Source organism: Caballeronia sp. SL1002, assembly GCF_057814995.1.
Genome location: NZ_JBYMUW010000002.1, coordinates 1989516 through 2015143 on the forward strand (window position 1 = coordinate 1989516; position 25628 = coordinate 2015143).

27 protein-coding genes are annotated in these 25628 nt (G+C 62.3%); 10 read left to right on the forward strand and 17 right to left on the reverse strand.

Going from position 1 to position 25628, the window contains the following annotated elements; all coding sequences use genetic code 11:
* Positions 1–107 precede the first annotated feature (107 nt).
* Positions 108–725 (forward strand): ribosome biogenesis factor YjgA, encoded by a 618-nt coding sequence (yjgA, locus tag AC3D25_RS11725; protein ID WP_488888553.1) that lies wholly within the window; start codon positions 108–110, stop codon positions 723–725.
* On the forward strand, positions 700–1332 hold the full coding sequence (mog, locus tag AC3D25_RS11730) for a molybdopterin adenylyltransferase (protein WP_488888554.1): 633 nt from the start codon (positions 700–702) through the stop codon (positions 1330–1332). Before yjgA ends, mog begins: the two co-directional genes overlap by 26 nt.
* A gap of 13 nt (positions 1333–1345) precedes the next feature.
* Here the strand turns inward: mog and orn are convergent, their stop codons facing one another.
* The gene (orn, locus tag AC3D25_RS11735) at positions 1346–1945 is read right to left on the reverse strand and encodes an oligoribonuclease (RefSeq protein WP_488888555.1); all 600 of its coding nucleotides are present in this window, start codon (positions 1943–1945) and stop codon (positions 1346–1348) included.
* A gap of 110 nt (positions 1946–2055) precedes the next feature.
* On the opposite strand from orn, the gene AC3D25_RS11740 reads away from it, so the two are divergent.
* The 3 genes from AC3D25_RS11740 to AC3D25_RS11750 are packed head-to-tail and all read left to right on the forward strand — an operon-like array spanning position 2056 to position 4584.
* Entirely contained in the window at positions 2056–3324 is a 1269-nt protein-coding gene (locus AC3D25_RS11740; protein ID WP_488888556.1) for a M48 family metallopeptidase, read from the forward strand.
* Entirely contained in the window at positions 3321–4223 is a 903-nt protein-coding gene (gene rsgA / locus AC3D25_RS11745) for a ribosome small subunit-dependent GTPase A (protein ID WP_488888557.1), read from the forward strand. Before AC3D25_RS11740 ends, rsgA begins: the two co-directional genes overlap by 4 nt.
* A gap of 37 nt (positions 4224–4260) precedes the next feature.
* On the forward strand, positions 4261–4584 hold the full coding sequence (locus AC3D25_RS11750; protein ID WP_488888558.1) for a putative signal transducing protein: 324 nt from the start codon (positions 4261–4263) through the stop codon (positions 4582–4584).
* Positions 4585–4588: 4 nt separating this feature from the next.
* Here the strand turns inward: AC3D25_RS11750 and AC3D25_RS11755 are convergent, their stop codons facing one another.
* The 6 genes from AC3D25_RS11755 to rpsP all read right to left on the reverse strand — a co-directional run bounded on the left by AC3D25_RS11755 (position 4589) and on the right by rpsP (position 8841).
* Positions 4589–5527 carry a CobD/CbiB family protein gene (locus AC3D25_RS11755; protein WP_488888559.1) on the reverse strand — a complete coding sequence of 313 codons (939 nt, stop codon included), beginning with the start codon at positions 5525–5527 and terminating at the stop codon, positions 4589–4591.
* A 114-nt stretch (positions 5528–5641) separates the two neighbouring features.
* Entirely contained in the window at positions 5642–6340 is a 699-nt protein-coding gene (locus AC3D25_RS11760) for a CoA pyrophosphatase (protein WP_488888560.1), read from the reverse strand.
* 109 nt (positions 6341–6449) lie between these two features.
* Positions 6450–6833 (reverse strand): 50S ribosomal protein L19, encoded by a 384-nt coding sequence (gene rplS, locus AC3D25_RS11765; RefSeq protein ID WP_488888561.1) that lies wholly within the window; start codon positions 6831–6833, stop codon positions 6450–6452.
* Between the two features lie 132 nt (positions 6834–6965).
* A complete protein-coding gene (gene trmD / locus AC3D25_RS11770; protein WP_488888562.1) occupies positions 6966–7736 on the reverse strand; it encodes a tRNA (guanosine(37)-N1)-methyltransferase TrmD in 771 nt (256 codons plus the stop codon).
* A gap of 15 nt (positions 7737–7751) precedes the next feature.
* Positions 7752–8489, reverse strand: a complete 738-nt coding sequence (gene rimM / locus AC3D25_RS11775) for a ribosome maturation factor RimM (protein WP_488888563.1) — start codon at positions 8487–8489, stop codon at positions 7752–7754.
* Between the two features lie 97 nt (positions 8490–8586).
* Positions 8587–8841: a 30S ribosomal protein S16 gene (gene rpsP / locus AC3D25_RS11780; protein WP_488888564.1), complete on the reverse strand. Its 255-nt coding sequence runs from the start codon at positions 8839–8841 to the stop codon at positions 8587–8589.
* A 205-nt stretch (positions 8842–9046) separates the two neighbouring features.
* Here rpsP and AC3D25_RS11785 point away from each other — a divergent pair, with 205 nt between their 5' ends.
* Together AC3D25_RS11785 and AC3D25_RS11790 are read left to right on the forward strand one after the other, a co-directional pair.
* The gene (locus AC3D25_RS11785; RefSeq protein WP_488889671.1) at positions 9047–10183 is read left to right on the forward strand and encodes a PQQ-dependent sugar dehydrogenase; all 1137 of its coding nucleotides are present in this window, start codon (positions 9047–9049) and stop codon (positions 10181–10183) included.
* Positions 10184–10295: 112 nt separating this feature from the next.
* The gene (locus tag AC3D25_RS11790) at positions 10296–10772 is read left to right on the forward strand and encodes an NINE protein (RefSeq protein ID WP_488889672.1); all 477 of its coding nucleotides are present in this window, start codon (positions 10296–10298) and stop codon (positions 10770–10772) included.
* Positions 10773–10787: 15 nt separating this feature from the next.
* On the opposite strand, the gene AC3D25_RS11795 is transcribed toward AC3D25_RS11790, so the two are convergent.
* Both AC3D25_RS11795 and AC3D25_RS11800 read right to left on the reverse strand, forming a co-directional pair.
* A complete protein-coding gene (locus AC3D25_RS11795) occupies positions 10788–11939 on the reverse strand; it encodes a PA0069 family radical SAM protein (RefSeq protein ID WP_488888565.1) in 1152 nt (383 codons plus the stop codon).
* Between the two features lie 69 nt (positions 11940–12008).
* Positions 12009–12497, reverse strand: coding sequence for an Lrp/AsnC ligand binding domain-containing protein (locus AC3D25_RS11800; protein ID WP_488888566.1), 489 nt, complete (start codon positions 12495–12497; stop codon positions 12009–12011).
* A gap of 154 nt (positions 12498–12651) precedes the next feature.
* Here AC3D25_RS11800 and AC3D25_RS11805 point away from each other — a divergent pair, with 154 nt between their 5' ends.
* Positions 12652–13938, forward strand: a complete 1287-nt coding sequence (locus AC3D25_RS11805; protein WP_488888567.1) for a D-amino acid dehydrogenase — start codon at positions 12652–12654, stop codon at positions 13936–13938.
* 64 nt (positions 13939–14002) lie between these two features.
* Here AC3D25_RS11805 and AC3D25_RS11810 read toward each other — a convergent pair whose 3' ends face one another.
* The 6 genes from AC3D25_RS11810 to AC3D25_RS11835 form a co-directional block, all read right to left on the reverse strand.
* Complete coding sequence (locus AC3D25_RS11810) at positions 14003–15793, reverse strand: acyl-CoA dehydrogenase (protein WP_488888568.1); 1791 nt, start codon at positions 15791–15793, stop codon at positions 14003–14005.
* Between the two features lie 88 nt (positions 15794–15881).
* Positions 15882–16817: an electron transfer flavoprotein subunit alpha/FixB family protein gene (locus tag AC3D25_RS11815; RefSeq protein WP_488888569.1), complete on the reverse strand. Its 936-nt coding sequence runs from the start codon at positions 16815–16817 to the stop codon at positions 15882–15884.
* Between the two features lie 14 nt (positions 16818–16831).
* Positions 16832–17581 carry an electron transfer flavoprotein subunit beta/FixA family protein gene (locus tag AC3D25_RS11820; protein ID WP_488888570.1) on the reverse strand — a complete coding sequence of 250 codons (750 nt, stop codon included), beginning with the start codon at positions 17579–17581 and terminating at the stop codon, positions 16832–16834.
* A gap of 238 nt (positions 17582–17819) precedes the next feature.
* On the reverse strand, positions 17820–18614 hold the full coding sequence (locus AC3D25_RS11825; RefSeq protein ID WP_488888571.1) for a MetQ/NlpA family ABC transporter substrate-binding protein: 795 nt from the start codon (positions 18612–18614) through the stop codon (positions 17820–17822).
* A 25-nt stretch (positions 18615–18639) separates the two neighbouring features.
* On the reverse strand, positions 18640–19293 hold the full coding sequence (locus AC3D25_RS11830) for a methionine ABC transporter permease (protein ID WP_488888572.1): 654 nt from the start codon (positions 19291–19293) through the stop codon (positions 18640–18642).
* Complete coding sequence (locus AC3D25_RS11835) at positions 19283–20317, reverse strand: methionine ABC transporter ATP-binding protein (protein WP_488888573.1); 1035 nt, start codon at positions 20315–20317, stop codon at positions 19283–19285. The genes AC3D25_RS11830 and AC3D25_RS11835 overlap by 11 nt, the downstream gene beginning before the upstream one ends.
* 236 nt (positions 20318–20553) lie before the next feature.
* Here AC3D25_RS11835 and AC3D25_RS11840 point away from each other — a divergent pair, with 236 nt between their 5' ends.
* Complete coding sequence (locus AC3D25_RS11840; RefSeq protein ID WP_488888574.1) at positions 20554–21453, forward strand: alpha/beta hydrolase; 900 nt, start codon at positions 20554–20556, stop codon at positions 21451–21453.
* A 689-nt stretch (positions 21454–22142) separates the two neighbouring features.
* Here the strand turns inward: AC3D25_RS11840 and AC3D25_RS11845 are convergent.
* The gene (locus AC3D25_RS11845; RefSeq protein WP_488888575.1) at positions 22143–23066 is read right to left on the reverse strand and encodes a histone deacetylase family protein; all 924 of its coding nucleotides are present in this window, start codon (positions 23064–23066) and stop codon (positions 22143–22145) included.
* Between the two features lie 294 nt (positions 23067–23360).
* Here AC3D25_RS11845 and mltB point away from each other — a divergent pair, with 294 nt between their 5' ends.
* Positions 23361–24527, forward strand: a complete 1167-nt coding sequence (gene mltB / locus AC3D25_RS11850; protein WP_488888576.1) for a lytic murein transglycosylase B — start codon at positions 23361–23363, stop codon at positions 24525–24527.
* A 70-nt stretch (positions 24528–24597) separates the two neighbouring features.
* Here mltB and cysM read toward each other — a convergent pair whose 3' ends face one another.
* Positions 24598–25500, reverse strand: coding sequence for a cysteine synthase CysM (gene cysM / locus AC3D25_RS11855; RefSeq protein ID WP_488888577.1), 903 nt, complete (start codon positions 25498–25500; stop codon positions 24598–24600).
* Between the last annotated feature and the right edge of the window lie 128 nt (positions 25501–25628).

Below are 25628 nucleotides of genomic sequence, written 5' to 3' on the forward strand. Positions count from 1 at the left end.
ATCATAACAAGGACCGCCGCGCTTGGCCCGTCCACTTCATGCGCGCCGCCGGGCCGCGCCGCGCTCCGCCGGACGTTTTGCACCGGCCGGCACGTTACAATATCGGTATGAACCGTAAAACCCGCATTCAACCGATGGAACCGGCCGCCGCCGCCGAAAACGATGGCAGCGAGTTCGGATACGACCGTCCCAGCAAATCCCAACTCAAGCGCGACATGCTCGCGCTGCAGGTGCTGGGCGAGGCGCTGATCGCGCTGCCTAAAGACGCGCTCAAGCGCATGCCGATGCCCGAAAAGCTCGACGATGCCGTGCGCGAGGCGCGCCGTATCACCGATCACGAAGGCCGCCGCCGCCAGGTTCAGTATGTCGGGCGCGTGATGCGCTCGCTCACCGACGAAGAAACGGCCGCGCTGCGCACCGCGCTCGACACGCATCGCGGCGTCAACAAGGCGGAGACCGCGAAGCTGCACTGGATCGAGCGGACGCGTGAAAAGCTGCTCGCCGACGACGCCGCGCTGACCGAATTCATCCGCCAGCATCCGGGCGTCGATCCGCAGGAAGGCCGCACGCTGATCCGCAATGCGCGCAAGGAACGCGAGCAGCAGAAGCCGCCGCGCTATTTCCGCGAACTGTTCCAGTGGATCAAAACCGCGGCGGGCGTGACGGACGACGACGAAGAAGACGCGGCGGATCACGAAAATGACGATCAAGACGACGAAGCGTAATCATCCGGACGAACTGGTGGTGGGTCTGGTGTCGATCAGCGACCGGGCCTCGCAGGGCGTCTACGAGGACAAGGGCATTCCGTCGCTCGAAGCGTGGCTCGGCGCCGCGCTGAGTTCGCCGTGGCGCGCGGAAACGCGCTTGATCCAGGACGACGCGGCCACGATTTCGGCGACGCTTATCGAACTCGTCGATCAAGCGCGCTGCGATCTCGTGCTGACCACCGGCGGTACCGGCCCCGCGCGTCGCGACGTCACGCCGGAAGCGACGCTCGCGGTGGCGACGAAACCCATGCCCGGCTTTGGCGAGCAGATGCGCCAGATCAGCCTGAACTTCGTGCCGACGGCCATCTTGTCGCGGCAGGTCGCGGTGATCCGCGAAACGCCGGATCACGCCGCGCTCATCATCAACTTGCCGGGGCAGCCCAAGTCGATCAAAGAAACGCTCGAAGGCTTGCGCGACGCCGATGGCCGCACCACCGTGCCCGGCATCTTCGCAGCGGTGCCGTATTGCATCGACTTGATCGGCGGGCCGTATATGGAATTGCGGCCTGAAGTGGTGGCCGCCTTCAGGCCGAAAAGCGCGATCCGGCCGCCGAAAGCAAATTAAGCCGCAGTCAGCATCAGGCCGCTTCGCTCGCCGCGGGAATCAGGAAATGCTGGCGGTAATATTTCAGTTCGTCGATGGATTCGTGGATATCGGCCAGCGCCGTGTGCATCGCGCGCTTCTGGAAACCCTTGTAGATGGCCGGCTGCCAGCGGCGGCACAGTTCCTTCAGCGTGCTGACGTCGAGGTTGCGGTAGTGGAAAAACGTTTCCAGTTCCGGCATCCAGCGGGCCATGAAACGGCGGTCCTGGCAGATGGAATTGCCGCACATCGGCGATTTCCCCGGCGGCACATAAGCGCCGAGAAAGTCGCGAATTTGCCGCGTGGCTTCGGCTTCGCTGACCGTCGATGCACGCACGCGCTCGATCAATCCCGAGCGGCCGTGCGTGTTGCGGTTCCATTCATCCATCTTGCCGAGCGCTTCTTCGTCCTGGTGAATGGCGAGCACCGGCCCTTCCACCATCTTATCGAGCGTCGAATTGGTCACGACGACCGCAATTTCGATAATGCGGTCGCTGTCGGGTTCTAGGCCCGTCATTTCCATGTCGAGCCACACGAGATTCATGTCGCTGCGCACAAGGTTGGGTTCGTCGGATGGCTTGAGGATGTCGGTCATGGAAGCGGCCTGAATAGGTGGAAACCGCGAGCGCTGCGCACACAAAGCGCCACGCGCGGCAATCGGCAAGAACCTATAATTCTCGCATAGTTAAATCTCGGAATCCCCGGATGTCCAATCTCAATCTCGCTTTCTCAGTCGTGTTCGTCGTGGCGCTCGTCGCGATGGTCGGAACCAAGCTGTGGCTGGCTTCGCGCCAGATCCGGCATGTCGCGGCGCATCGCGGCGGCGTGCCCGCGCAGTTCACCGGCACGATCGCGCTCGCCGCACACCAGCGCGCCGCCGACTACACCGTCGAGCGCACGCGCCTCACCATGGTCGAAGTCGTGGTCGGCGCGGTCGTGCTGGTCGCGTTGACGCTGCTCGGCGGCGTGCAGCAGCTCGATCTCGCCATTTCCGGCTGGCTCGGGCGCGGCTACGTCGGGCAGATCGCGCTGGTGGCGGCGGTGGTCGCGATCACGAGCGTGATCGACTTGCCGTTCGATTACATCCGGCATTTCGTGATCGAGGAGAAATTCGGCTTCAACCGCATGACGAAAAAGCTCTTTTTCGGCGATCTCCTGAAAGGCGTCGTGCTCGGCGCGGCGATCGGATTGCCGCTGCTGTTCGTCACGCTCTGGCTGATGACGCAAGCCGGCGCGCTGTGGTGGCTGTGGGCGTGGGTAGTCTGGGTCGTGTTCCAGATGCTCGTGCTGATCCTTTATCCGACGCTGATTGCCCCGCTTTTCAACAAGTTCGAGCCGCTGCGCGACGAAGCGCTGCGTACGCGCATCGAGAACCTGATGGCGCGCACCGGTTTCGCCGCCAAGGGCCTGTTCGTGATGGACGGCAGCCGCCGCTCGGCGCACGGCAACGCGTATTTCACGGGCTTCGGCGCGGCGAAACGCATCGTTTTCTTCGACACCCTGCTCGCGCGCCTGTCCGGCAGCGAAATCGAAGCCGTGCTCGCGCACGAACTCGGCCACTTCAAGCGGCGTCACGTGATCAAACGGTTGATCGTCACATTCGCGATCAGCCTCGTCATGCTCGCGCTGCTCGGCTGGCTGGCGCAATGCGTGTGGTTCTACGAAGGGCTCGGCGTGCGGCCGTCGCTCGTCGGCGACAACAGCGGCCTCGCGCTCGTCCTGTTCATGCTCGCGCTGCCCGTCTTCATGTTTTTCATCACACCGCTCGGCAGCCTCAGTTCGCGCAAGCACGAATTCGAAGCCGACGCGTTCGCCGCCAGCCAGACCGACCCGAAGGATCTAGTGAACGCACTGGTCAAACTCTACGAAGACAACGCATCGACGCTCACGCCCGATCCGATCTATACCGCGTTCTATTACTCGCATCCGCCGGCGTCGCAGCGCATCGACCGCCTGATGCAGTTCGCCGCATGAAGGGCGCGCGTCTGGAAGGAACCGTCATCGCGGCGCACGGCCGGCATTATCTGGTCGCGCCAATCGATGGCGGCGCAATGCTGCAATGTTTCCCGCGCGGCAAGAAAAGCGAAGTGGCCGTGGGAGACCGCGTCGGATACGAGCAGTCGTCGGCGGATCAGGGGGTGATCGTCGAGATTGGCGAGCGCCGCAATTTGCTTTACCGGTCGGATCAGTTCAAGTCGAAACTCTTCGCGGCCAATCTCGATCAACTGCTGATCGTGCTCGGCACCGAGCCGCATTTCAGCGAGGATCTGCTCGGACGCGCGCTGATTGCCGCCGAGGCGCACGGGCTCGAACCGCTGATCGTGCTGAACAAGATCGACGTCGAAGCCGCGATGCCGCTCGCCCGCAAACGTCTCGCGCTGTATCGGGAGATGAATTACACGGTGGTCGAGTTATCGGCGAAAGCGTCGCCCGACACCGTTCACACGGAACTCGACGCGCGGCTCAAGGACCGCTCGACGCTCTTGCTCGGCCAGTCGGGCATGGGCAAATCGACGCTCGTGAATATCCTCGTGCCGAACGCCGAAGTCGCGACCCGCGAGATATCGACCGCGCTGAACAGCGGCCGTCACACGACCACGTTCACGCGGCTTTATCCGCTGCCGGGTGGTGGATCGCTGATCGATTCGCCGGGTTTTCAGGAATTCGGCCTGCATCACCTGTCGGAAGGGAAACTGGAGCGCGCATTCGCCGATTTCCGTCCGTATCTCGGCAAATGCCGGTTTTATAACTGCCATCATCTGCAGGAACCCGGCTGCGCGATTCTAGAAGCGGTGGAAGCCGGAAAGATCAAGCGGGAGCGCCACGCGCTGTATGCGCAACTCGTTCACGAAGCCAGCCAGATCGTGCGATAGATGTTCGATCCCGGCTCGTACGTCACCTCATAACGACATGAAAAAACTGACGCGCGCGCCGAACCTGATCACCGCTCACCACTGGATCAACGTGCTCGCCACGGCTGGCGTGCCGTGCGAGTTGCACAACCGGTATCTGAACGGCGCGTTGGGAGAAATTCCAGCGGATCAGTGCGCGCCGGAGATCTGGCTCGTCGACGATCGCGACGAAAAGCTCGCGCTCGGCTTGCTGGAACGCGCGCGCAACGGACCCGCGGCGAGCGCGCGGGCGTGGCGTTGCGATCAGTGCGGGGAAATGCTGGAAGCGCAATTCACGGTGTGCTGGCAGTGCGGCACGGCGCGTGATCCGCTGAACGACTGAACGATCAGGCCAGCCAGACGGCGATCGTCAGCATCAGCAGAAGCAGCATCCACAGAATCACGGCGCGCCAGACGAGGCCGACCGCCGATTGCAAGGTGCGCGGCGTGCAGTCATCGCCGACCGGAAGCGGACTCGCATCGCCGACAGCAAGCGCCTCGACGCTCAACGGCTCCGCCAGCGGACCCGCCAGCCGCGCGCCGAGCGCGCCGCTGCCCGCCGCCAGCAACACGCCTTCGTTCGCATCCGGCCACTGTCGCGCGTGATTGCGCCACGCGTAGATCGCGTCCTCGAAATTACCGACAATCGCGAAACCCAGCGCCGTCAGCCGCGCCGGCAACCAGTCGATATAAAAAAACGCACGTCGCGCGAACGATGAAAACGCCGCCGTACGTTCGTCGGTCGGCGTGCCCCAGGAGCGCGCCAGATACTCGGCGATCCGGTACAGCACCGCGCCCGCCGGGCCGATCGGGATCAGGAACCAGAAGAACACGCCGAACACATGCCGATGCGACGCGACCACCGCGTACACGAGCGTGTGCCGCACGATTTCGCTGACCGGCATATCCACGGTGTCGAGGCCGGTCCACTCGCTGAGCACTTCGCGGGCGCGCGGGACGTCGTCGTTATTGAGCGCGAGATGGATGTCGGTGAAGTAATGGCTGAACTGCCGGAAACCGAGCGTGAAATAGACGATCACCACGTTCCACAGGAACGCGAGCACGAAGTTGATCCGGAACAGCACGTAATAGACGATGCCGACCGCAAGCGTCCACGGGACGACCACGACGAGCCACGCGAGCACGCCATGCTTCTGCTTGCCGGCGTCGAATCCGTGCGCAGCGGATTCCGCATGATATTGAAGCAGCGCCGAGATGGGATTGTGCGGCGAGAGCGCGCGCACTTGCTCGATGGTGAGAGCCAGCAATACGGAGAAAAAAGTCATGCGTTGCGCCAGGACATTCGAGTTATACGAATTTCGTGTAACGATAGCACAGCGCCGCACGCGGTTTGGCGCATAAAACCGCGCGCGGCGTGCCCTGCCGCACGGCCGCGTGGCTCAAGCGGCGAGAAAGCGATAGAAATTGCGCAACATGCCGGCCGTTGCGCCCCAGATGAAATACGGCGCCTTGTTCTCGCCCGGCGAATACGGCATCGCGAAAAAACGACGCTCGCCGCCCTCCCAGCTGAAAACGCGTATCTCGTGATGCGCGGGATTCATCAGAAATGCGAGCGGCACCTCGAAAATATCGGCCACTTCCAGCGCATCGGCGTGAAGTTCGAACGGCGGATGCACCAGCGCGACCACGGGCGTCACGCGAAAACCGGTGCCGGTCAGATAGTCGGGCATCGCGCCCAGCACTTCCACGCAACTCGAATCGAGGCCGACCTCCTCGTGCGCCTCGCGCAACGCGGTCGCGGCGGCATCGGCGTCTTCGGGTTCGCGACGACCGCCCGGGAAGCTGATCTGGCCGGCGTGATCGGAGAGATGATCCGCGCGCTGCGTGAGCAGCACGGTCAGGCCTTCGTCGCGCAGCACGAGCGCGATCAGGACCGAAGCGACGCGCGGATCGCCGCCGATCGCCTTGATCCGCGCCTCGGGCGCTTCCTGCGTCCACTCGCGCGTCTGCTGGAAGCGCGCGCGCAGGCCGGCCGCGCTCAGACGATCGGCGTCGATTTGCGGCAGGTCGTCGCTGACGGATTCAATCGGCAGGCGTTCGGGCTCGAAAATGCGCGGAGTGGACTTGCTGGCAGACACGGAACGGAGGACGGGATGAATGAGCGAACTGCAATTTGAACACACCAAAGAAAAAAGCACCCGGATGGGTGCTTTTTCCTACAGCCGAACAGCAAACCGGCTATAACGCTTACGCCTTGGCAGCGCGGTCTTTCGACACGAGCTTTTCCTTGATCCGAGCCGACTTGCCCGAACGATCGCGGAGGTAGTACAGCTTCGCGCGACGCACGTCACCGCGACGCTTCACGACGATGCTCGCGAGCAGCGGCGAGTAGGTCTGGAACGTACGCTCGACGCCTTCGCCCGACGAAATCTTGCGGACGATGAAATTCGAGTTCAAACCGCGGTTACGCTTGGCAATGACGACGCCTTCGTAAGCCTGGACACGCTTACGCGTACCTTCGACCACGTTGACGCTGACGATCACCGTATCGCCGGGAGCGAATACAGGGATGGTTTTCTCGCCGAGCGCGCGAGCGATTTCTTCCTGCTCAAGCTTTTCAATCAGATTCATGACTGTTTCCTGGTGCCATCTTGCCGGAGTTGTGTGCCTCGCAAACGCGTGGCCCCGGTAGAGGATGGATTTACAACTGGCGCGTTCTGTTAAGTCCGCGCCGCCTGGGCGTCCCGCGCGAGGATCGAAAACCTAGTCGGCCTTCGACGTTTCTTTTGCGAGACTCGTGAGCCATGCCTCGTCGGCACGGTTCAACATCTTGTTCTTGCGCGCCCGCGCGATCAGATCGGGCCGCTTGGTCAGCGTGTTACGCAGCGCTTCGCGGCGCCGCCACGCTTCGATTTCCTTGTGATGACCGCCGAGTAGCACATCGGGCACGCGCACGCCGTCGTATTCCTCGGGCCGCGTGTAATGCGGACAGTCGAGCAACACGTCGACAAAACTATCCTGCACTGCAGATTGCGCGTCGTTCAGCACGCCGGGAAGCTGGCGCACGATCGAATCCATCAGCGCCATCGCAGGCAATTCGCCGCCCGACAGCACGAAATCACCGAGACTGACTTCTTCGTCCACCACGCGGTCGATCAATCGCTGGTCGATCGCTTCGTAACGGCCGCACAACAGCACGAGACCGGGTTCGTGCGCAAAGTGCATTACGCGATCGTGATTGAGCGTGGCGCCCTGCGGCGACATCATCACAACGCGTGTGCTCGCAATGCCCTGCTCCGCCTGCGCCGCTTTCGCCGCGGAAATCGCGTCTTCCAGCGGTCGCGCCAGCATGACCATGCCGGGGCCACCGCCGTAGGGACGATCGTCGACTGTGCGGTAGTTATCGGACGTGAAATCGCGCGGATTCCATGTCCGCAGGCCGAACCGCTCCTGCTTCACCGCCCGGCTGGTGATACCCCAGTCGGTGAGCGCACGAAACATGTCGGGAAAGAGCGTGACGACATCGAACTGCATCGCTCTCTCCTGTTATTAGTAGTCGGTATCCCAGTCGACGACAATCTTCCGCGCCGCCTGATCCACCGATTTGACGTACACGCCGACGAACGGAATCAAGCGCTCGCCGATAGCGGGCCTGCCGTCCTTTGCGGTAGTCGGATATTCGACGCGCATGATGGAATGCGCGCCGTTGTCGATCATGTCGGCGACACGGCCAAGTGCCGCGCCCGCCTCGTTTTCGACGTCCAGGCCGATCAGATCGACCCAGTAGAATTCGTCGTCGCTCTTGAGCTTCGGGAAATCGCTGCGTGAAACGTGCACCGTGTGCCCGCGAAGCGCCATGGCCGTATCGCGGTCGTCACAGCCGGCAAGATGCGCCACGACCGTGTCGCTATGCACCTTCGACTGCAGACAACGCGCCGACTTCCGGCTGTCGTTCTTCACGAGCCACCAGCGCTTTGCCGCGAGCATCGCGTCGCCGCCATGCCCCGCGTTCGCGTGCGGCACGACTTTGACCCAACCCTTCAGGCCATACGCATCAACGATCGCACCGACTTCCACGGCGTCGTCCGGCAAGGAATCGACCGGATCGATCGACGCGGATGCCGACGTGGACGCCGTGTCCGGAACGTCGAGCGCCACGCGACGCGTTGCCGGCTTGCGGACAAACGCGCCAAACGTGGCACTACTTGCAGCTTCTTCGGCTTGCTCAGGCTGAGCGCCCGGCTTGACGCCGCGCGACTGGCCTGAGCCGGAATCACGCGCGGACATGGACGAACGTCTGAGCAAAACTCAAGCGAACCTCGGCAGCGAAATTCGATCGGATCGGATGTGCCGGCGTGCGGCACACGTCACCGCCGACGTTCACTTAAGCAGCCGGCTGAGCTTGTTGCGATTGCTTGACGAGACGTGCAACGGTCGTGGACAGTTGCGCGCCGTTGTCTTGCCAGTACGTCAGGCGATCCTGGGCGATACGCAGGGCTTCGCCCTTCGTGGCGACCGGGTTGTAGAAACCGACGCGTTCGATGAAGCGGCCGTCACGGCGGCTACGCGAATCAGTTGCGACGATGTTGTAAAAGGGGCGCTTCTTCGAGCCGCCACGAGCCAAGCGGATGATGACCATGCTGAAATCCTTGAAAACCGGGGTTCGGAACTACCAAAACACGCGATTATAGCGGGAAACCGGTGCCTTAACAAACACTTAACCGGATTTATCGAGATGCCGGTCGGCGCGCGCGACACGCGAGCGCCCGGCAAACTGTTCGCCACGGCATAAAACTCGTGGCTGTTCTACGGAGAACAAGATGGATTTTAGCGTGAAGCGGGGTATGGGCGGCAGGAATGATGACAAAAGCCGAGCGTCCGCGTGTTTAAAAGGGGTGCTCGCCGCGATCCTCTTCAGCGCGGCGTTCGCTGTGCAGGCCGCGCTGCCGATCGAGAAGATCGTGCTGCCACCCGGCTTTCGTATCTCCGTGCTGAGCGATGACGTGCCCACCGTGCGCGCGCTCGCGCTATCGCCGAAAGGCATTTTGTACGCGGGGAGCCTCGACGGCCACGTGTATGCGCTGGAGTTGAACGACGGCCGGGCCGTGCGCCGCCACGTGATCGCATCCGGGCTCACCACGCCGGCCGGCGTGGCGTTTCGCCACGGCGCGCTCTATGTGAGCGCGGTGTCGCGAATTCTTCGCTTCGACGATATCGACGCGCATCTCGATTCCCCGCCGCAACCGGCGGTCATTATCGATACGTTGCCGACCGACGACTCGCATAGCTGGAAATTCATCGCGTTCGGCCCGGATGGCAAGCTGTACGTGCCGACCGGCGCGCCGTGCAACATCTGCGAGTCGGATCGCAAGCGCTACGCCCTGATCGCGCGGATGAACCCGGACGGCAGCCAGTACGAGGTCTTCGCGCACGGGATCCGCAATACGGTTGGTTTCGACTGGCATCCGCGCACGAAGCAGCTTTGGTTCACCGACAACGGCCGCGACCTGCTAGGCGACGATCGCCCAAACGACGAACTCAACCGCGCTCCGCGCGCCGGAATGGACTTCGGCTTTCCGTACTGCCATGCAGGCGATATCGCCGACCCGCAGTTTGGCGGTCCGACGCATCCGTGCAGCCGTTTCACGCCACCGGCCGCGAAGCTCGGCGCGCACGTCGCCGCGCTCGGCATGCGTTTTTACACGGGTTCGATGTTCCCGGCCGCTTATAAGAACACGATGTTCATCGCGGAGCACGGCTCGTGGAACCGGAGTTCGAAGGTCGGTTACCGGGTCGTGCAGATCGCGGCGGGTCCGAATGGCGAGCATCCGCGTCAGCAGGTTTTCGCCCAGGGTTGGTTGAACCCGGACGGCACCGTCTGGGGCCGCCCCGCCGACGTTCTGCCGATGCCCGACGGCTCGCTCCTCATCAGCGACGACTACGCCGGCGCGATCTATCGAGTGACTTACACCGGACCCTGATACCGACCTTTGCCGCAGCCGTATGCTCCCGCGGCGTAAAATGCCGCGTCCACGCTCGCCCTCAACCGCCCATCCCGACTCGCCGATGAATCCCTCGCCTTCCGCTTCCGTCATGCCGCCATCGAAACCTGAATCCGTCACGTCCAATCGCTTTCGCTCGAAGACGCTCACCGCCGCGCTCGCGTTCTTTTTCGGCAGTATCGGCGCGCATCGCTTCTATCTGTACGGTTTTCGCGACAAGTTCGGCTGGGCGCACATTGTCGGGATTCTGGCTGGCGCGGCCGGTTACGCGCTGCTCGCCGCGACCGAGCGTACCTCGGCTATTGGCTGGGTGCTCGCGTTTCCGGGCGCGGTTTCGCTCCTCGCGGCGTTTCTCTCGGCGATCGTCTACGGCTTGCGTCCCGACGCGAAATGGGACGCCCAGTTCAATGCAAACACCGGTCGCGAAAGCGATTCCGGCTGGACGGTGATTTTCATCGTCATGTTCTCGTTGCTGGTCGGCGCGTTTTTGCTGATGACTGCGCTGGCGCTCACGTTCCAAACCTACTTCGAATCTCAGGTAGAAGCCGCGAAGACGCTTTCGCAGTAGGACCTGAAGCGCGGCTCAAAAAAGCTTCAGTTGCGGGCTCTCCGGTTTGACCGGAGTTCGCGTACGCGCTGCCGGTTCCGGACGCTGAAACCCAGACATGTCCAAAATGCCGCGCTGACGCCCATTCAGCCCGAGCCGCTTCACCGCGTTATGAAAGCGCTGTTTCAGCATATCCGCCCATAAGCCTTCGCCTTTCATGCGCGTCGCGAAATCAGAATCGTAATCTTTGCCGCCGCGCATGTCGCGCACGCGGCTCATCACGCGATCCGCCCGGTCCGGGAAATGCGCGCCGAGCCAGTCTTTGAACAGCGGTGCGACTTCCCAAGGCAAGCGCAACACGATATAGCTCGCGCTCGTCGCCCCCGCTTCGGCGCACGCTTCCAGCACTCGCTCGAGATCCGGCTCCGTGACAAATGGAATGACCGGCGCGATGCTCACGCCCACTGGAATACCTGCATCGCTCAGCGCCCGGATGGTGCGCAGCCGACGCGACGGCGTCGCCGCCCGTGGTTCGAGCGTGCGCGCGATGTCGGCATCGAGTGTCGTGACGGTGACCGCGGCCATTACCTGACCGCGCTCGGCCATCGGCGCAAGCAAATCGATATCGCGCTCGATCAACGATGACTTCGTAATGGCGGCGAACGGGTGACCGCGTTCGCTCAGAATTTCGATCACCCGCCGCGTAATCCGCAAATCGCGCTCGACGGGCTGATACGCGTCCGTATTGACGCCCAGCGCGATAGGTTCCGGCTGGTACGACGCCTTGTTCAGTTCGCGTTCGAGCAACTCGCCCGCGTTGATTTTCGCGTAGATCCGGCTCTCGAAATCGAGTCCCGGCGATAAACCCAGATAGCTGTGCGTCGGGCGCGCGAAGCAATAGATACAACCGTGCTCGCAGCCGCGATACGGATTAAGCGAAACGCTGAAGGGAATATCGGGCGATGCGTTGCGCGTCAGGATGCTCTTCGCCCGCTCCTCGAACACATGGGTACGCAACGCCGGCCTGCCGCCGTCTTCGTTTTCGTCGGCAAGGTGAAGCCAGCCGTCGTCCACCGCTTCACGCGCGTCTTTTTCATAGCGCCCTTGCATGTTCGAGACCGCACCGCGCCCTTTAAGCGGCACGGGCGGGGCGATGGGAAACTCGCGGTCGTCGGGCTCAGATGGCATGGATGCATACTCAGAAACACAAAAACACTGTATGAATATACAGGTTTTCCAAGTCTGTGCAAGCGCCGTTTACACGTCCACGAAAATGGTCAGCGTCTCCTTGATTTCCTCCATCACCACATAGCTTTTCGACTGCACTGCACCCGGCAATTGCAAAAGAATGTCGCCGAGGAGCTTGCGGTAATCGGCCATTTCGCCGATCCGCGCCTTGATGAGGTAATCGAAATCGCCCGACACCAGATGACATTCAAGCACTTCCGGAATGCGCTGGACCTCGCGCCGGAACTGCTCGAACATGTTGCCGCTCTTGTGATCGAGCGTGATTTCGACGAACACGAGCAGCGCCGCGCCCAATTCCTGCGGATTCACGCGCGCGAAATATCCCATGATGACGTTGTCGCGCTCCATGCGCTTCACACGCTCGATACACGGCGTGACCGACAGTCCGACCTGTTCCGCGAGATCCTTCATCGCGACGCGCCCGTCCTTCTGAAGAATCTTCAGAATCTTGTGATCGAGTTTGTCGAGTGCACGTACTGGATTTCGTTGAGTTCGCATGGGTTTCTACTGAAAAAACGCCAAAAACAATAACAAAAACTATATCTGCGTCAATATCATAGTCGATAACACTATGTATGCCGTCACATATTGTCTTCGATCAAACATCGAACGCGTGCACTGACGGATCAGCTCGAATCTGCTCGGAGAAGTCATGCGAATCGTTATTCTGGGAAGCGGCGTTGTCGGCGTGACGAGCGCCTATTACCTCGCCCGCGCGGGCCACGAAGTCACGGTGATCGACCGTGAAGCCGGTCCCGCGCTCGAAACCAGTTTCGCCAACGCTGGCCAGATTTCGCCCGGCTACGCGTCACCGTGGGCCGCGCCCGGCGTGCCGCTCAAGGCCATCAAATGGATGTTCGAAAAGCACGCGCCACTCGCGATGCGTCTCGACGGCACGACTTTCCAGTTGCAGTGGATGTGGCAAATGCTGCAAAACTGCACGCAAGCGCGGTATTCGGTGAACAAGGGGCGGATGGTGCGCCTCGCTGAATATAGCCGCGATTGTCTGCAGGCATTGCGCGCCGATACGGGTATCCAGTACGAAGGGCGTACCGGCGGCACGCTGCAAGTGTTCCGCACGCAGGCGCAACTCGACGGCGCGGCGAAGGATATCGCGGTGCTGCGCGATGCCAACGTGCCTTTCGAGCTCCTCACACCCGCCGAACTGTTTAAGGCCGAGCCGGCGCTCGCCGCCGTGTCGCATAAGCTGACCGGCGGATTGCGTCTGCCGAACGACGAAACCGGCGATTGCCAGAAATTCACCACTCGCCTCGCCGCGATGGCGGAAGAACTCGGCGTGAAATTTCGCTACAACACGCCGATCGACGCGCTTGCCGTCGCGAACGGCCGGATCGCGGGCGTGCAGTGCGGCGGCGAAATGGTGCGCGGCGATTCGTATGTCGTCGCGCTCGGCTCGTATTCGACGAAATTCCTGGGCGATATCGTCAAGATTCCGGTGTATCCGCTGAAGGGTTACTCACTCACCGCGCCGATCGTCAATGCCGCGGCCGCGCCGGTTTCCACGGTGCTCGACGAAACCTACAAGATCGCGATCACCCGTTTCGACGACCGCATCCGCGTGGGCGGCATGGCGGAAATCGTCGGCTTCGACAAATCGCTCAAGGCCGCGCGCCGCGACACGCTGGAAATGTGCGTGAACGATCTGTTCCCGGGCGGCGGCGACACGGCCAAGGCGTCATTCTGGACCGGCTTGCGTCCGATGACGCCCGACGGCACGCCTATCGTCGGACGCACGCCGCTGCCGAACCTGTTCCTCAACACCGGCCACGGCACGCTCGGCTGGACAATGTCCTGCGGTTCCGGCCAGTTGCTCGCCGATCTGATGTCGGGCAAGCAGCCCGCCATTCAATCGGACGACATCTCCGTCCATCGTTATCTCGGCGAGAAAACGACGCAGCCGCAACCGGCTTACGCATGACCATCGGACGATTGCTGCAATAAAAAAGGCGCCGCGGCGCCTTTTTTTATTGCAGAACAAGAACTCAGAACTGATCCTCGCTCAGCGCCAGAATGCCTTCCGCGCCATTGCCGCTGACGATCGACGCCTCGATTCCCGGCGCTTGCGACAAAATATGTTCCGCGAAGAACTGCGCGGTTGCGATCTTCGCGCCGTAGAACTTTTCGTCGTCGGCGCGCTTGTCGCTCGCGATCAACATCGCGCGCGCCATTTGCCAGCCTGACAGCGCGATCCCCGCCAGCTTGAGATACGGCACGCTGCCCGCGAACACCGCGTTCGGATCGCTCTTGACCCTCGCCACCACGAACTCGATCACCCGCGCGAGCGACAAACTCGCCGCGCTCAAGTGACGGTGCATCGACATGAACGCCTGCCCGTCGCGTTCGGCGAGTGCGGCGATGGTCTGATCGACTTGCGCGAGGATCGCGAGCGCGGTCGCGCCGCCGTCACGCACGGTCTTGCGGCCGATCAGATCGTTCGCCTGAATGGCCGTCGTGCCTTCGTAGATGGTCAGGATGCGCGCGTCGCGGTAATACTGCGCGGCGCCCGTTTCCTCGATGAAGCCCATCCCCCCGTGAATCTGCACGCCGAGACTCGCGACATCGACGGATAGCTCCGTGCTCCAGCCCTTCACGATCGGCACGAGAAATTCGTAGATCGCCTGATGTCGGGCGCGCGCTTCGTCGTCAGGGAGATGATGCGCGAGGTCGCAATGCGCGGCCGCGACGTACGCCAGCGAGCGCGCGCCTTCGGTCAGCGCGCGCATGGTCGCGAGCATCCGGCGAATATCGGGATGATGGATGATCGATACCGACTGACGCGCCGATCCATCCACCGGACGACTTTGCACGCGATCCTTCGCGTAGGCGACAGCCTTCTGATACGCCCGCTCCGACACGCCAACGCCCTGCATGCCGACCGCGAACCGCGCGGCGTTCATCATGATGAACATGTATTCCAGACCGCGATTTTCGTCGCCGATCAGATAACCCGCCGCGCCGCCGTGATCGCCGTATTGCAGCACGGCGGTCGGGCTCGCCTTGATGCCGAGCTTGTGCTCGATCGACACGCACTGCACGTCGTTGCGCTCGCCGAGCGAACCATCGGCGTTCACCATGAATTTCGGGACGAGGAAAAGCGAGATGCCCTTCACGCCGTCGGGCGCGTTCGGCGTGCGCGCGAGCACGAGGTGGACGATGTTGTCCGCCATGTCGTGATCGCCGTAGGTAATGAAGATTTTGGTGCCGAACACTTTGAACGTGCCGTCGCCCTGCGGCTCGGCGCGCGTGCGCACCAGCGCGAGATCAGAGCCGGCTTGCGGCTCGGTGAGGTTCATCGTGCCGGTCCATTCGCCCGAAATCAGCTTCGGCACGTACAACTTTTTCTGCTCGTCGGTGCCGGCGGTCAGGAGGGCCTCGATCGCGCCGTCGGTGAGCAGCGGACACAGCGCAAACGACATGTTCGCGGCGTTCATCATCTCGATACACGGCGTGGCGATGAGCTTCGGCAAGCCCTGCCCTTCGTATTCCACCGGATGCAGCACGCCCTGCCAGCCGCCCTCGCTGAACTGGCGGAACGCTTCCTTGAAACCAGGCGTGGTGGTGACTGCGCCGTTCGCCCAGGTGCTCGGGTGCCTGTCGCCCTCGACGTTGAGCGGCGCGAGCACTTCGCCGTTGAACTTCGCGGCTTCGTCGAGCACGGCTTGCGCGGTGTCCAAGTTCGCGTCCTCGAAGCCGGGCAGCGCCGCGATGCTGTCGAGATCGGCGAGTTCCTTCATCACGAACAGCATGTCTTTGACGGGTGCCGTATAGGTCATTTTTGTTCTCCTCCCACTTCAGATGTGGAAAGGGGCGCAATCGACGCGCCCCTTGTGTTTCGTTCTCAGCCTTGAGTGCGGGCTTCGATCAGCCGAGTTCTTTCACCAGCTCCGGCACGACCGTGAACAGATCGCCGACCAAACCATAATCCGCCACGCCGAAGATCGGCGCTTCCGGGTCCTTGTTGATCGCGACGATCACCTTGCTGTCCTTCATGCCGGCCAGATGCTGGATCGCGCCCGAAATGCCGACCGCCACGTACAACTGGGGCGCGACGATCTTGCCGGTTTGCCCGACTTGATAATCGTTCGGCACGAAGCCCGCGTCGACCGCTGCACGCGATGCACCCAGCGCCGCGCCCAGCTTGTCGGCCAGCGGTTCGAGCACTTGCGTATAGTTCTCGCCGTTGCCGAGACCCCGGCCGCCCGACACGATGATCGACGCCGACGTCAGTTCCGGCCGGTCCAGCTTCGTCAGTTCGCGGCTCACGAATTGCGAGATGCCCGCGTCCGCGGCGGCTTCGATCTTCTCGACCGCCGCGCTGCCGCCGTCCGCCGCGACCGGATCGAAACCGGTCGAACGCACGGTGATGACCTTGATCGGATCGCTCGATTGCACCGTCGCGATCGCGTTGCCCGCATAGATCGGGCGCTCGAACGTGTCGGCGGAATCCACGGCGGTGATGTCGCTGATTTGCGCGACGTCCAGATGCGCGGCGATACGCGGCGCGATGTTCTTGCCGTAAGCGGTCGCGGGCGCAAGGATGTGCGAGTAATTCTTCGCGATCGACAGCACCGTGCCGTCGATATTTTCGGCGAGTCCGTCGCCCAGTTGCGGCGCATCGGCCAGCAGCACTTTCGCGACACCGGCGATTTTCGCGGCAGCATCGGCTGCGGCTTGCGCGTTCGAACCCGCAACCAGCACGTGAATATCGCCGCCGATTTTCGACGCCGCCGCGACCGTGTTCAGCGTCGCCGCCTTGATCGACGCATTGTCGTGTTCTGCGATTACCAGAATTGTCATTGTGTTCATCTCCCTCACAGAACCTTGGCTTCGGTCTTCAGCTTCTCGACCAAAGTTTTCACGTCAGCGACCTTCACGCCGGCCGAGCGCTTCGGCGGCTCGGTCACTTTCAGCGTCTTCAGACGCGGCGCGACATCGACGCCCAGGTCCGCGGGCTTGATCGTTTCCAATGGCTTTTTCTTCGCCTTCATGATGTTCGGCAGCGTCACGTAGCGCGGCTCGTTCAGACGCAAGTCGGTCGTGATGACAGCCGGCAACGACAGCGACAGCGTTTCCGCGCCGCCGTCCACTTCGCGCGAGACGGTGGCTTTTCCGTCGGCCACGGTCACTTTCGATGCAAACGTCGCCTGCGGCAAACCCGCCAGCGCGGCAAGCATCTGGCCGGTCTGATTGGAGTCGTCGTCGATGGCTTGTTTGCCCAGGATGATCAGTTGCGGCTGTTCCTTATCGACCAGCGCCTTCAGAATTTTCGCGACCGCCAGCGGCTGCAATTCGTCGGCGGATTCGACCAGAATGCCGCGATCCGCGCCGATCGCCATCGCCGTGCGCAGCGTTTCCTGACATTGCGTCACGCCGCACGACACCGCGATCACTTCGGTCGCAATGCCCGCTTCCTTCAGGCGCACGGCTTCTTCCACCGCAATCTCGTCGAACGGATTCATCGACATTTTCACGTTCGCGATATCGACGCCCGTGTTGTCCGACTTCACTCGGACCTTCACGTTGTAATCGACCACGCGCTTGACTGGCACCAAGATTTTCATGCACACGCTCCAAAGTTACGAATACGTCAACCCGGCCAACATTATAACGAGTGGCGCCCGCCACTGACCGCCTGCCGGTTGAGAGCAATTTTTGCGAAACCGCACCATCAGATATGTCCGAATCTTATCGAACGACCGTTCTATTTTAAATAGAAAAAAACCCGGGGGCAAACCCGGGTCCTCGACCGCGGCCTCTAAAAACCGGGCACGGGTTGAAGCGAACATATAAAAGCCCTGCTCACCAGGCCGAAATCACCGCGCCCGCGTACTTACCTTCGATGAATTGCTTCACCTCCGGCGAGTGATACGCCGCAACGAGCTTCGCGACCCACGGCTTGTCCTTGTCCACAGCGCGAATCGCGATGATGTTCGCGTACGGCCCTTTCGGATCTTCGATCGCGATGGCGTCCGACTTCGGCTTCAGGCCCGCTTCCATCGCGAAATTGGTGTTGATCGCGGCGGCGTCGACGTCGTTCAGCGAGCGCGGAATCTGCGCCGCGTCGAGTTCGACGATCTTCAACTTGCGCGGGTTATCGACGATATCGAGCGGCGTCGCTTTCAGACCCGCGTCCGCGCGCAGCTTGATCACGCCTAGCTTTTGCAGCAGCAGCAACGCGCGGCCGCCATTGGTCGGATCGTTCGGCACGGCGATCCGCGCGCCCGGCTGCAGCGCCGCCAGCGACTTCACCTTCTTCGAGTAGATGCCCATCGGGAACGTGACCGTCTCGGCAATCTTGATGAGCTTGTAGCCGCGGTCGCGCACCTGCGCGTCGAGATACGGCGCGTGCTGGTAGCTGTTCGCGTCGAGATCGCCGGCGGCAAGCGCCGCGTTCGGCTGCACGTAATCCGAGAATTCGACGATCTTGATAGTCAGGCCGTTCTTCGCCGCGACCTGCTTCACGACTTCCATCAACTGTGCATGCGGGCCGCCCGTCACGCCGACCTTGATGTTTTCGTCGGCGTGCGCGACGTTCACGAAGAGCGCTGTCGCGCCCACGAGCGCCGCGAATTTGAGAATGAAACGACGTTGCATGAATCTGCCTTTGGTTTTTACCGAATTATTTGTGGCTCAGACGGCGCACCAGCCAGTCGCCGAACGACTGCACGAGTTGCACGAACACGATCAGGATCACGACCACCGTCAGCATGACTTCCGGCAGAAACCGCTGATAACCGTAGCGGATGCCGAGATCGCCCAGACCGCCGCCGCCGATCGCGCCCGCCATCGCCGAATAGCCGACGAGCGAGACGAACGTGATGGTCAGCCCGGCCACCACGCCCGGCAGCGATTCCGGCAGCAGCACCTTGAAGACGATCTGGCTGGTCGTCGCGCCCATCGCCTGCGCGGCCTCGATCAAGCCGCGATCCACTTCGCGCAGCGCGGTTTCGACGAGCCGCGCGATAAACGGCGCAGCGGCGATGGTGAGCGGCACGACGGCGGCCATCGTGCCGATCGACGACCCGACGACCAACCGCGTGAACGGAATCACCGCGACCAGCAAGATGATGAACGGCGTGGATCGCACGGCGTTCACGACGCCGCCGAGCACCCGATTCACAGGGAGATTGCGCAGCACGCCGTCGCGGTCGGTGAGATAGAGCAGCACGCCGAGCGGCAGGCCGAGCGCCGCGCCGATCAGCCCGGAAATGCCCACCATCACGAGCGTTTCCCAGAACGACTGCACGAACATATCCAGCATTTCACTCAACATGCGACAACTCCTCCACCACGACACCCTGTGTACGCAAAAACGCGATCGCCTCCGCGACCTTCACCGGCTGGCCGCCCGCGAGCACCGCGAGCGAGCCGAACGCCTGCCCCTGAATCTCGTCGATCTGACCGTGCAGGATGTTGAAATCCAGTTCGTAACGGCGGATGGTCTCCGAGAGAATCGGCTGATCGACGCCGGAACCCGTGAACGCGAGCCGCAGCAAGTGGCCGCTGCCGGTTTTCAGGCGCTCGGCGACGCGTTTTTTCATCGCCGGCGGCAGTTCATGCGCGATCACATCGCCGATCAGCGCGCGCGTGACTTCGTGATGCGGCTGCATGAACACATCGACGACCTTGCCCTCTTCCACCACGCGACCCGCGTCGAGCACGGCGACGCGGTCGCACACCTGCTTGATGACGTCCATCTGGTGCGTGATGAGCACGATCGTCAGGCCGAGTTCACGGTTGATCTTGCGTAAAAGGTCGAGAATCGCGCGCGTGGTTTCGGGATCGAGCGCGGAGGTGGCTTCATCCGAAAGCAGCACTTTCGGCTTGCTCGCCAGCGCCCGCGCGATGCCGACGCGCTGCTTCTGCCCGCCGCTGATCTGCGCGGGATAACGGTCTTTTTGCGTGGTGAGGCCGACGAGATCGAGCAGCGGCAACACGGTCGCCTCGATCTCGGCGCGCTTCATGCCCGCGAGTTCGAGCGGCAGCGCGACGTTGTCGAACACCGTTCGCGACGACAGGAGGTTGAAGTGCTGAAAGATCATGCCGATATCGCGGCGCGCGGCGCGCAATTGCGCGGCGTTGAGGGTCGTGAGATCGCGTCCATCCACGATCACGCTGCCTTCGCTCGGCCGCGTCAACAGGTTGACGGTGCGCACCAGCGTGCTCTTGCCCGCGCCGCTGCGCCCGATGATGCCGAACACTTCGCCGGCCGGAATCGTCAGATTGACGTTGTGCAACGCTTCGACCCAACCTCGGGGTCCCGCGAAACGTTGCGAAAGATTGCGTATTTCGATCATTTAAACGGCAAACGGCGGAGGGCTTTCCCGCTGAGTGTTTCCACCCGGGCAGCCGGCCGCCGTCTGATTGAGCCTGAATCCGCAATTTTACCGCAGCGTTGTCATCACGTTTAATAATGAATTCCGATCCGCTAATTACTTCCTGGCATTAAAGGCGCGCCGTTGCACGCTTTTTGCGCATGTCGCGCGTTTGACCGACTATCATCTGCGTCATCTCAAAATTGCTGGATTCCCTCATGGCTCAAGCCGAACGCGGCCTTTATTCGACCAGCACGATCAAGACGCGGCAGGGCGTCGAACTGTATTTGCATCGCTGGCAGGCCGTCCCGGCGTTCGCTGCGCCGCTCGCGCGGATCGCGCTGATTCACGGACTCGCAGAGCACGGCCAGCGTTACGACGCGTTCGCGCTGCGCCTGAACGCGGCGGGCATCGAACTGGTGGCGGTGGATCTGCGCGGCCATGGGCGTTCGTCGGGCGAGCGCGTGTGGATTCGCCACTTCGACGAATATCTGCTCGACGCCGACGCGCTCCTCGAAGTGTGCGCGGCGACCCCGCCCGCCGACGTTCCGCTTATCCTGATGGGACACAGCATGGGCGGATCGATTGCCGCGCTGTATGCCGCCGAGCGCCTGCCGAAGTCGACACGGCGTCTTGCCGGGCTGATCCTGTCGAGCGCCGCGCTCAAGCCGGGCAACGACGTGCCGCGCTGGATGCTCGCAATGAGCCAGGTTGTCAGCCGCGTGATGCCGCGCTTTCCGGCGCTGAAAATCGATCCGGCCGCGCTGTCGCGGGCGCGCGGCGTGGTCGAGGCGAACCGGCGCGATCCGCTCGTGCACCACGACGCCGTGCCCGCGCGGACCGGCGCACAGTTACTCGACGCGATGAAGCGCATCGCCGCTGGCGCCAAGTCCATCACATTGCCGGTGCTCGTGTTCCACGGCGACGCCGACACGCTCACTGAGCCTGCCGGCAGCCGCGAGTTCGAAGCGAACGTCGGCTCGACTGACGCCACGCTGATGATTTATCAGGGGAGTTATCACGAGACGCTCAACGACCTGGACCGGGATCGCGTGATTCAGGCTGTGATCGACTGGACGGTTGTGCGCGCCGATTTGGCGCGCTCGCAGGGGCGTTAGTCGCCTGGGCTGTTGAAAAACAGCGGAGTTTTTTCTTAATTCGGATGACTGGACTGAACTGGGTTGAGTTGGGTTTGGTACACCGACTGGGTGACTTGCGCTTCTTGGAAACTTGCTTTCGTGTAGGTCTATTAGCTCGCCGCTGTGCGCGGCAGCAGTCACTTTCTTTGCTGCTGCAAAGAAAGTAACCAAAGAAAGCAGCTTATCCATCTAAGTGTCCACCACTGTCCGTTTCCGGGAGTGGTGCGATAGAACAGCCGTGACATCGCACCACGAAACAGAGTGGAGCCGCTCATCCATCCCCACAGGCACAAAGTGCCTGCCGGAACGGCATAACCGAACAAACCAAACCAAACCAAACCAAACCAAACCAAACCAAACCAACCAACGGTTTTCAGATATGCCCGACGTCCAAGCGTAGCGAGGATGGACCTGACGGGCGCTGTGCCAATGCCAATGAATGCGGGTTGCCATAGTCAGCCTGCGCGCCTATCCGCTCGGTTATTCGTGGTGGACACTTAGCCGGATAAGCTGCTTTCTTTGGTTACTTTCTTTGCAGCAGCAAAGAAAGTGACTGCTGCCGCGCATAGCGGCGTGCTAATAAACCTACACGAAAGCAAGTTCCCAGAAAGCGCCCAAGAACCCAAACCAACGAGCACCGGCAGAACCACCCCCAGTCCCAAAACCCATCAAATCTGCGCCAGCGCACGAACATGCGCGACCACACTACGCCCCAACGCCGACAAGTTATACCCACCTTCCAGACAACTCACAATCCGCCCCCCCGCGTGTCGCGCGGCAACCCGCCGGATCTGCTCGGTGAGCCACGTATAGTCGTCCTCGACAAGACCCATGTTGCCGAGATCGTCTTCGCGATGCGCGTCGAACCCGGCCGATACGAAGATCATCTCCGGCTTGAACGCGTCGAGCTTCGGCAGCCACATCAGATCGACGGCTTCGCGCATCGTCATGCCCGTGGTCCGTGCGGGCAGCGGCACGTTCACCATGTTCGACGCGTGGCCGTCCGCGCCGGTGAACGGATAAAACGGATGCTGGAAAAAACTGCACATCAGCACGCGCGGATCGCCCGCGAAGGCGGCTTCCGTGCCGTTGCCGTGATGCACGTCGAAGTCGATCACCGCGACCCGCTGCAGGCCGTGCACGTCCAGCGCGTGACGCGCGGCAATCGCGACGTTGTTGAAGAAACAAAAACCCATCGCGCGGGCGGGTTCGGCGTGATGACCGGGCGGCCGAACGCTGCAGAAGGCGTTTTCATAACGCCCTTCGATCACCGCATCGGTCGCCGCGACCGCCGCGCCCGCCGCGCGCAACGCCGCGCGATAGGAACCGGGCGACATCGTGGTGTCCGGGTCAATCTCGACGCGGCCTTCCAGCGGCACGCGGCTCGAGATGTAATCGATATGCGCCGGCGTGTGAACGCGCGCGAGATCCGTGATACTTGCGAGCGGCGCGTCTTCACGCTCGATCAGCGCATCGATACGGCTCGCGATCAGTTGATCCTCGATCGCCTGCAAACGCGCCGGGCATTCGGGATGCCACGACCCCATGTCGTGCAGCAGGCAGTCACTGTGGGTGTAAAAACCGGTCGCCATGATGTCTCGATGGCGGCACTCGATAAAGCGCCGCGTGTCTCGGGTCTCTCTCGTCTTATGGTTCGTGGCGCGGGCGGCGCGCTTCGTCCAACGCATCGTCCAACGCATCGTCCACATTAAGTTACCACACGCGCCACGAAATCGGCTCCGCGCCGCGCCTGCCGCACACGAGCGCCGATTAAGCGTCGGTTATACTGCCCCGACTCTCCGACGCCTGCCACAACCACGCACACTATGACCTTCAAGTTTGCTCCGCTTGCCACGCTGGCTTCATCCGCATTGAAGCCTCTCTCGATGCTCCGTTTGTCCCCGCTTGCAAACTCGCTCACCGACCCGTTCAGCAGACAGCGCGCCGCGTCGGTCGCGCTGCTGTGCGGTCTCAGCGTGACGTGCGCGAGCGGCGCGTGGGCGCAGTCTCAGCCGCAGACGCCTACGCAGCAAGGCCAGGAGTTCGAAGAGGAGATCGTGCCGCAGCGTTACGCGAACAGTCCGAACGTCGATGCGTTCATCAACGACATGGTCGCGCGCTACGACTTCGATTCGGCCGCGCTGCATGATCTGTTCAACCACGTCAGCTATTCGGCGACCGCGGTGAAGCTCGTCACGCCGTCGCCCACGCCGTCGATCAAGAACTGGCGCGTGTATCAGTCGCGCTTCATCGAGCCGGTGCGGATCGCAGCGGGCGTGAAGTTCTGGCGCGCGAATCAGGCCGCGTTGCAGCGCGCGTCCTTGCAGTTCGGCGTGCCGCCGGAGGTGATCGTCGGGATTATTGGCGTGGAGACGATTTACGGACGCTACATGGGCAACTTCCGCGCGCTCGACGCGCTGACCACGCTCACCTTCGATTACCCGAACACGCCGAACCGCGCCGAACGGCAAGCGACGTTCCGGAAGAATCTTGAAGATCTCCTGGTCTGGACGCGCGATTCTCAAATCGATCCTACAACCGTGCTCGGCTCTTACACCGGCGCGATCGGCATTCCGCAGTTTCTGCCGAGCAGCATCGTGCAATACGCGGTCGATTTCGACGGCAATGGCCGTATCGATCTGCGCACGAGCCCGGCCGATGCCATCGGCAGCGTCGCCAATTACCTGAAAGTTCATGGCTGGGAAACGGGCCGTCCGGTCGTCTGGAAGATCGCGGGCGACGTGGGTAGCCAAGGCATCGCGCAAGCCGCCGCCGATGGGCAGCCGGAGCCGCACTGGTCGCTCTCGCAACTGCTGCGCGCGGGCATGCTGATGGACCAACCGGGTGTGAATCAGGCGGCCGAGTCGGGTACGCCGATCACCGTGGTGGACTTGCCGACGCCGGGCCGCGCGACGGAATACACCTTGGGCCTGAAGAATTTCTACGTGTTGACGCGCTATAACCGCAGCTTCTTTTACGCGCTGGCGGTGTACCAGTTGGGCGAAGCGGTGAAGGCGCGCATGGCGGCGGGCGACGTGCCGGTTGCGCAATAAACGCTGCTGCCTCCAGATACAAAGAAACCCGGACAAGCCCGGGTTTTTTTGTGCCCGCCGACTACGCCGATCAAGCCGGAAAAACGCCCGTCGACAGATACCGGTCGCCGCGATCGCAGACGACAAACACGATGGTCGCGTTTTCAACCTGACGCGCAACGCGCAGCGCAACCTCGCACGCGCCCGCCGCCGAAATGCCGCAGAAAATGCCTTCCACCGACGCCAGCCGCCGCGCCATCGCCTCCGACGCCGCCTGGCTAACGTTCTCCACACGATCCACACGGCTTCGGTCGAAGATTTTCGGCAGATACGCTTCCGGCCACTTGCGTATGCCGGGAATACGCGAACCTTCCTCCGGCTGCGCGCCGACAATCTCGATCCGCTCGTTCTGTTCCTTCAGATATTGCGAGACGCCCATGATCGTGCCGGTCGTGCCCATCGCCGAGACGAAGTGCGTGATGCGGCCTTCGGTCTCGCGCCAGAGTTCGGGACCCGTGGTTTCATAGTGCGCGAGCGGGTTATCCGGATTCGCGAACTGATCGAGGATGATGCCCTTGCCTTCGCGCTGCATCTGCTCAGCGAGATCGCGCGCGTATTCCATGCCGCCCGTCACCGGCGTCAGCACGATTTGCGCGCCGTAAGCCGCCATGCTTTGACGCCGCTCGACCGACAGATCTTCCGGCATCAGCAGCACCATCTTGTAGCCGCGAATAGCCGCCGCCATCGCAAGCGCGATACCGGTGTTGCCACTCGTCGCCTCGATCAGCGTATCGCCCGGCTTGATGCGGCCGCGCGCTTCCGCTTTCTTGATCATCGAGAGCGCGGGCCGGTCTTTCACCGATCCCGCCGGGTTATTACCCTCCAGCTTGCCGAGAATCACGTTGTTGCGGCTGCGAATTTCATCGTCCGGGATCCGGACGAGTTGCACGAGCGGCGTATTGCCGATCGTGTCTTCGATAGTCATGTAAGCCATAGCGGTACGTGTTGTGCGTGATTGTGCAGTGCTCGTGCGCGGCGCCCGATGGAGTGCGGCGTAACCAGGACGCGTGCGTTCAATGCGGGGAGTCCGTCGATTGTAGCCCAGCGCCAGATGTGTTGCCG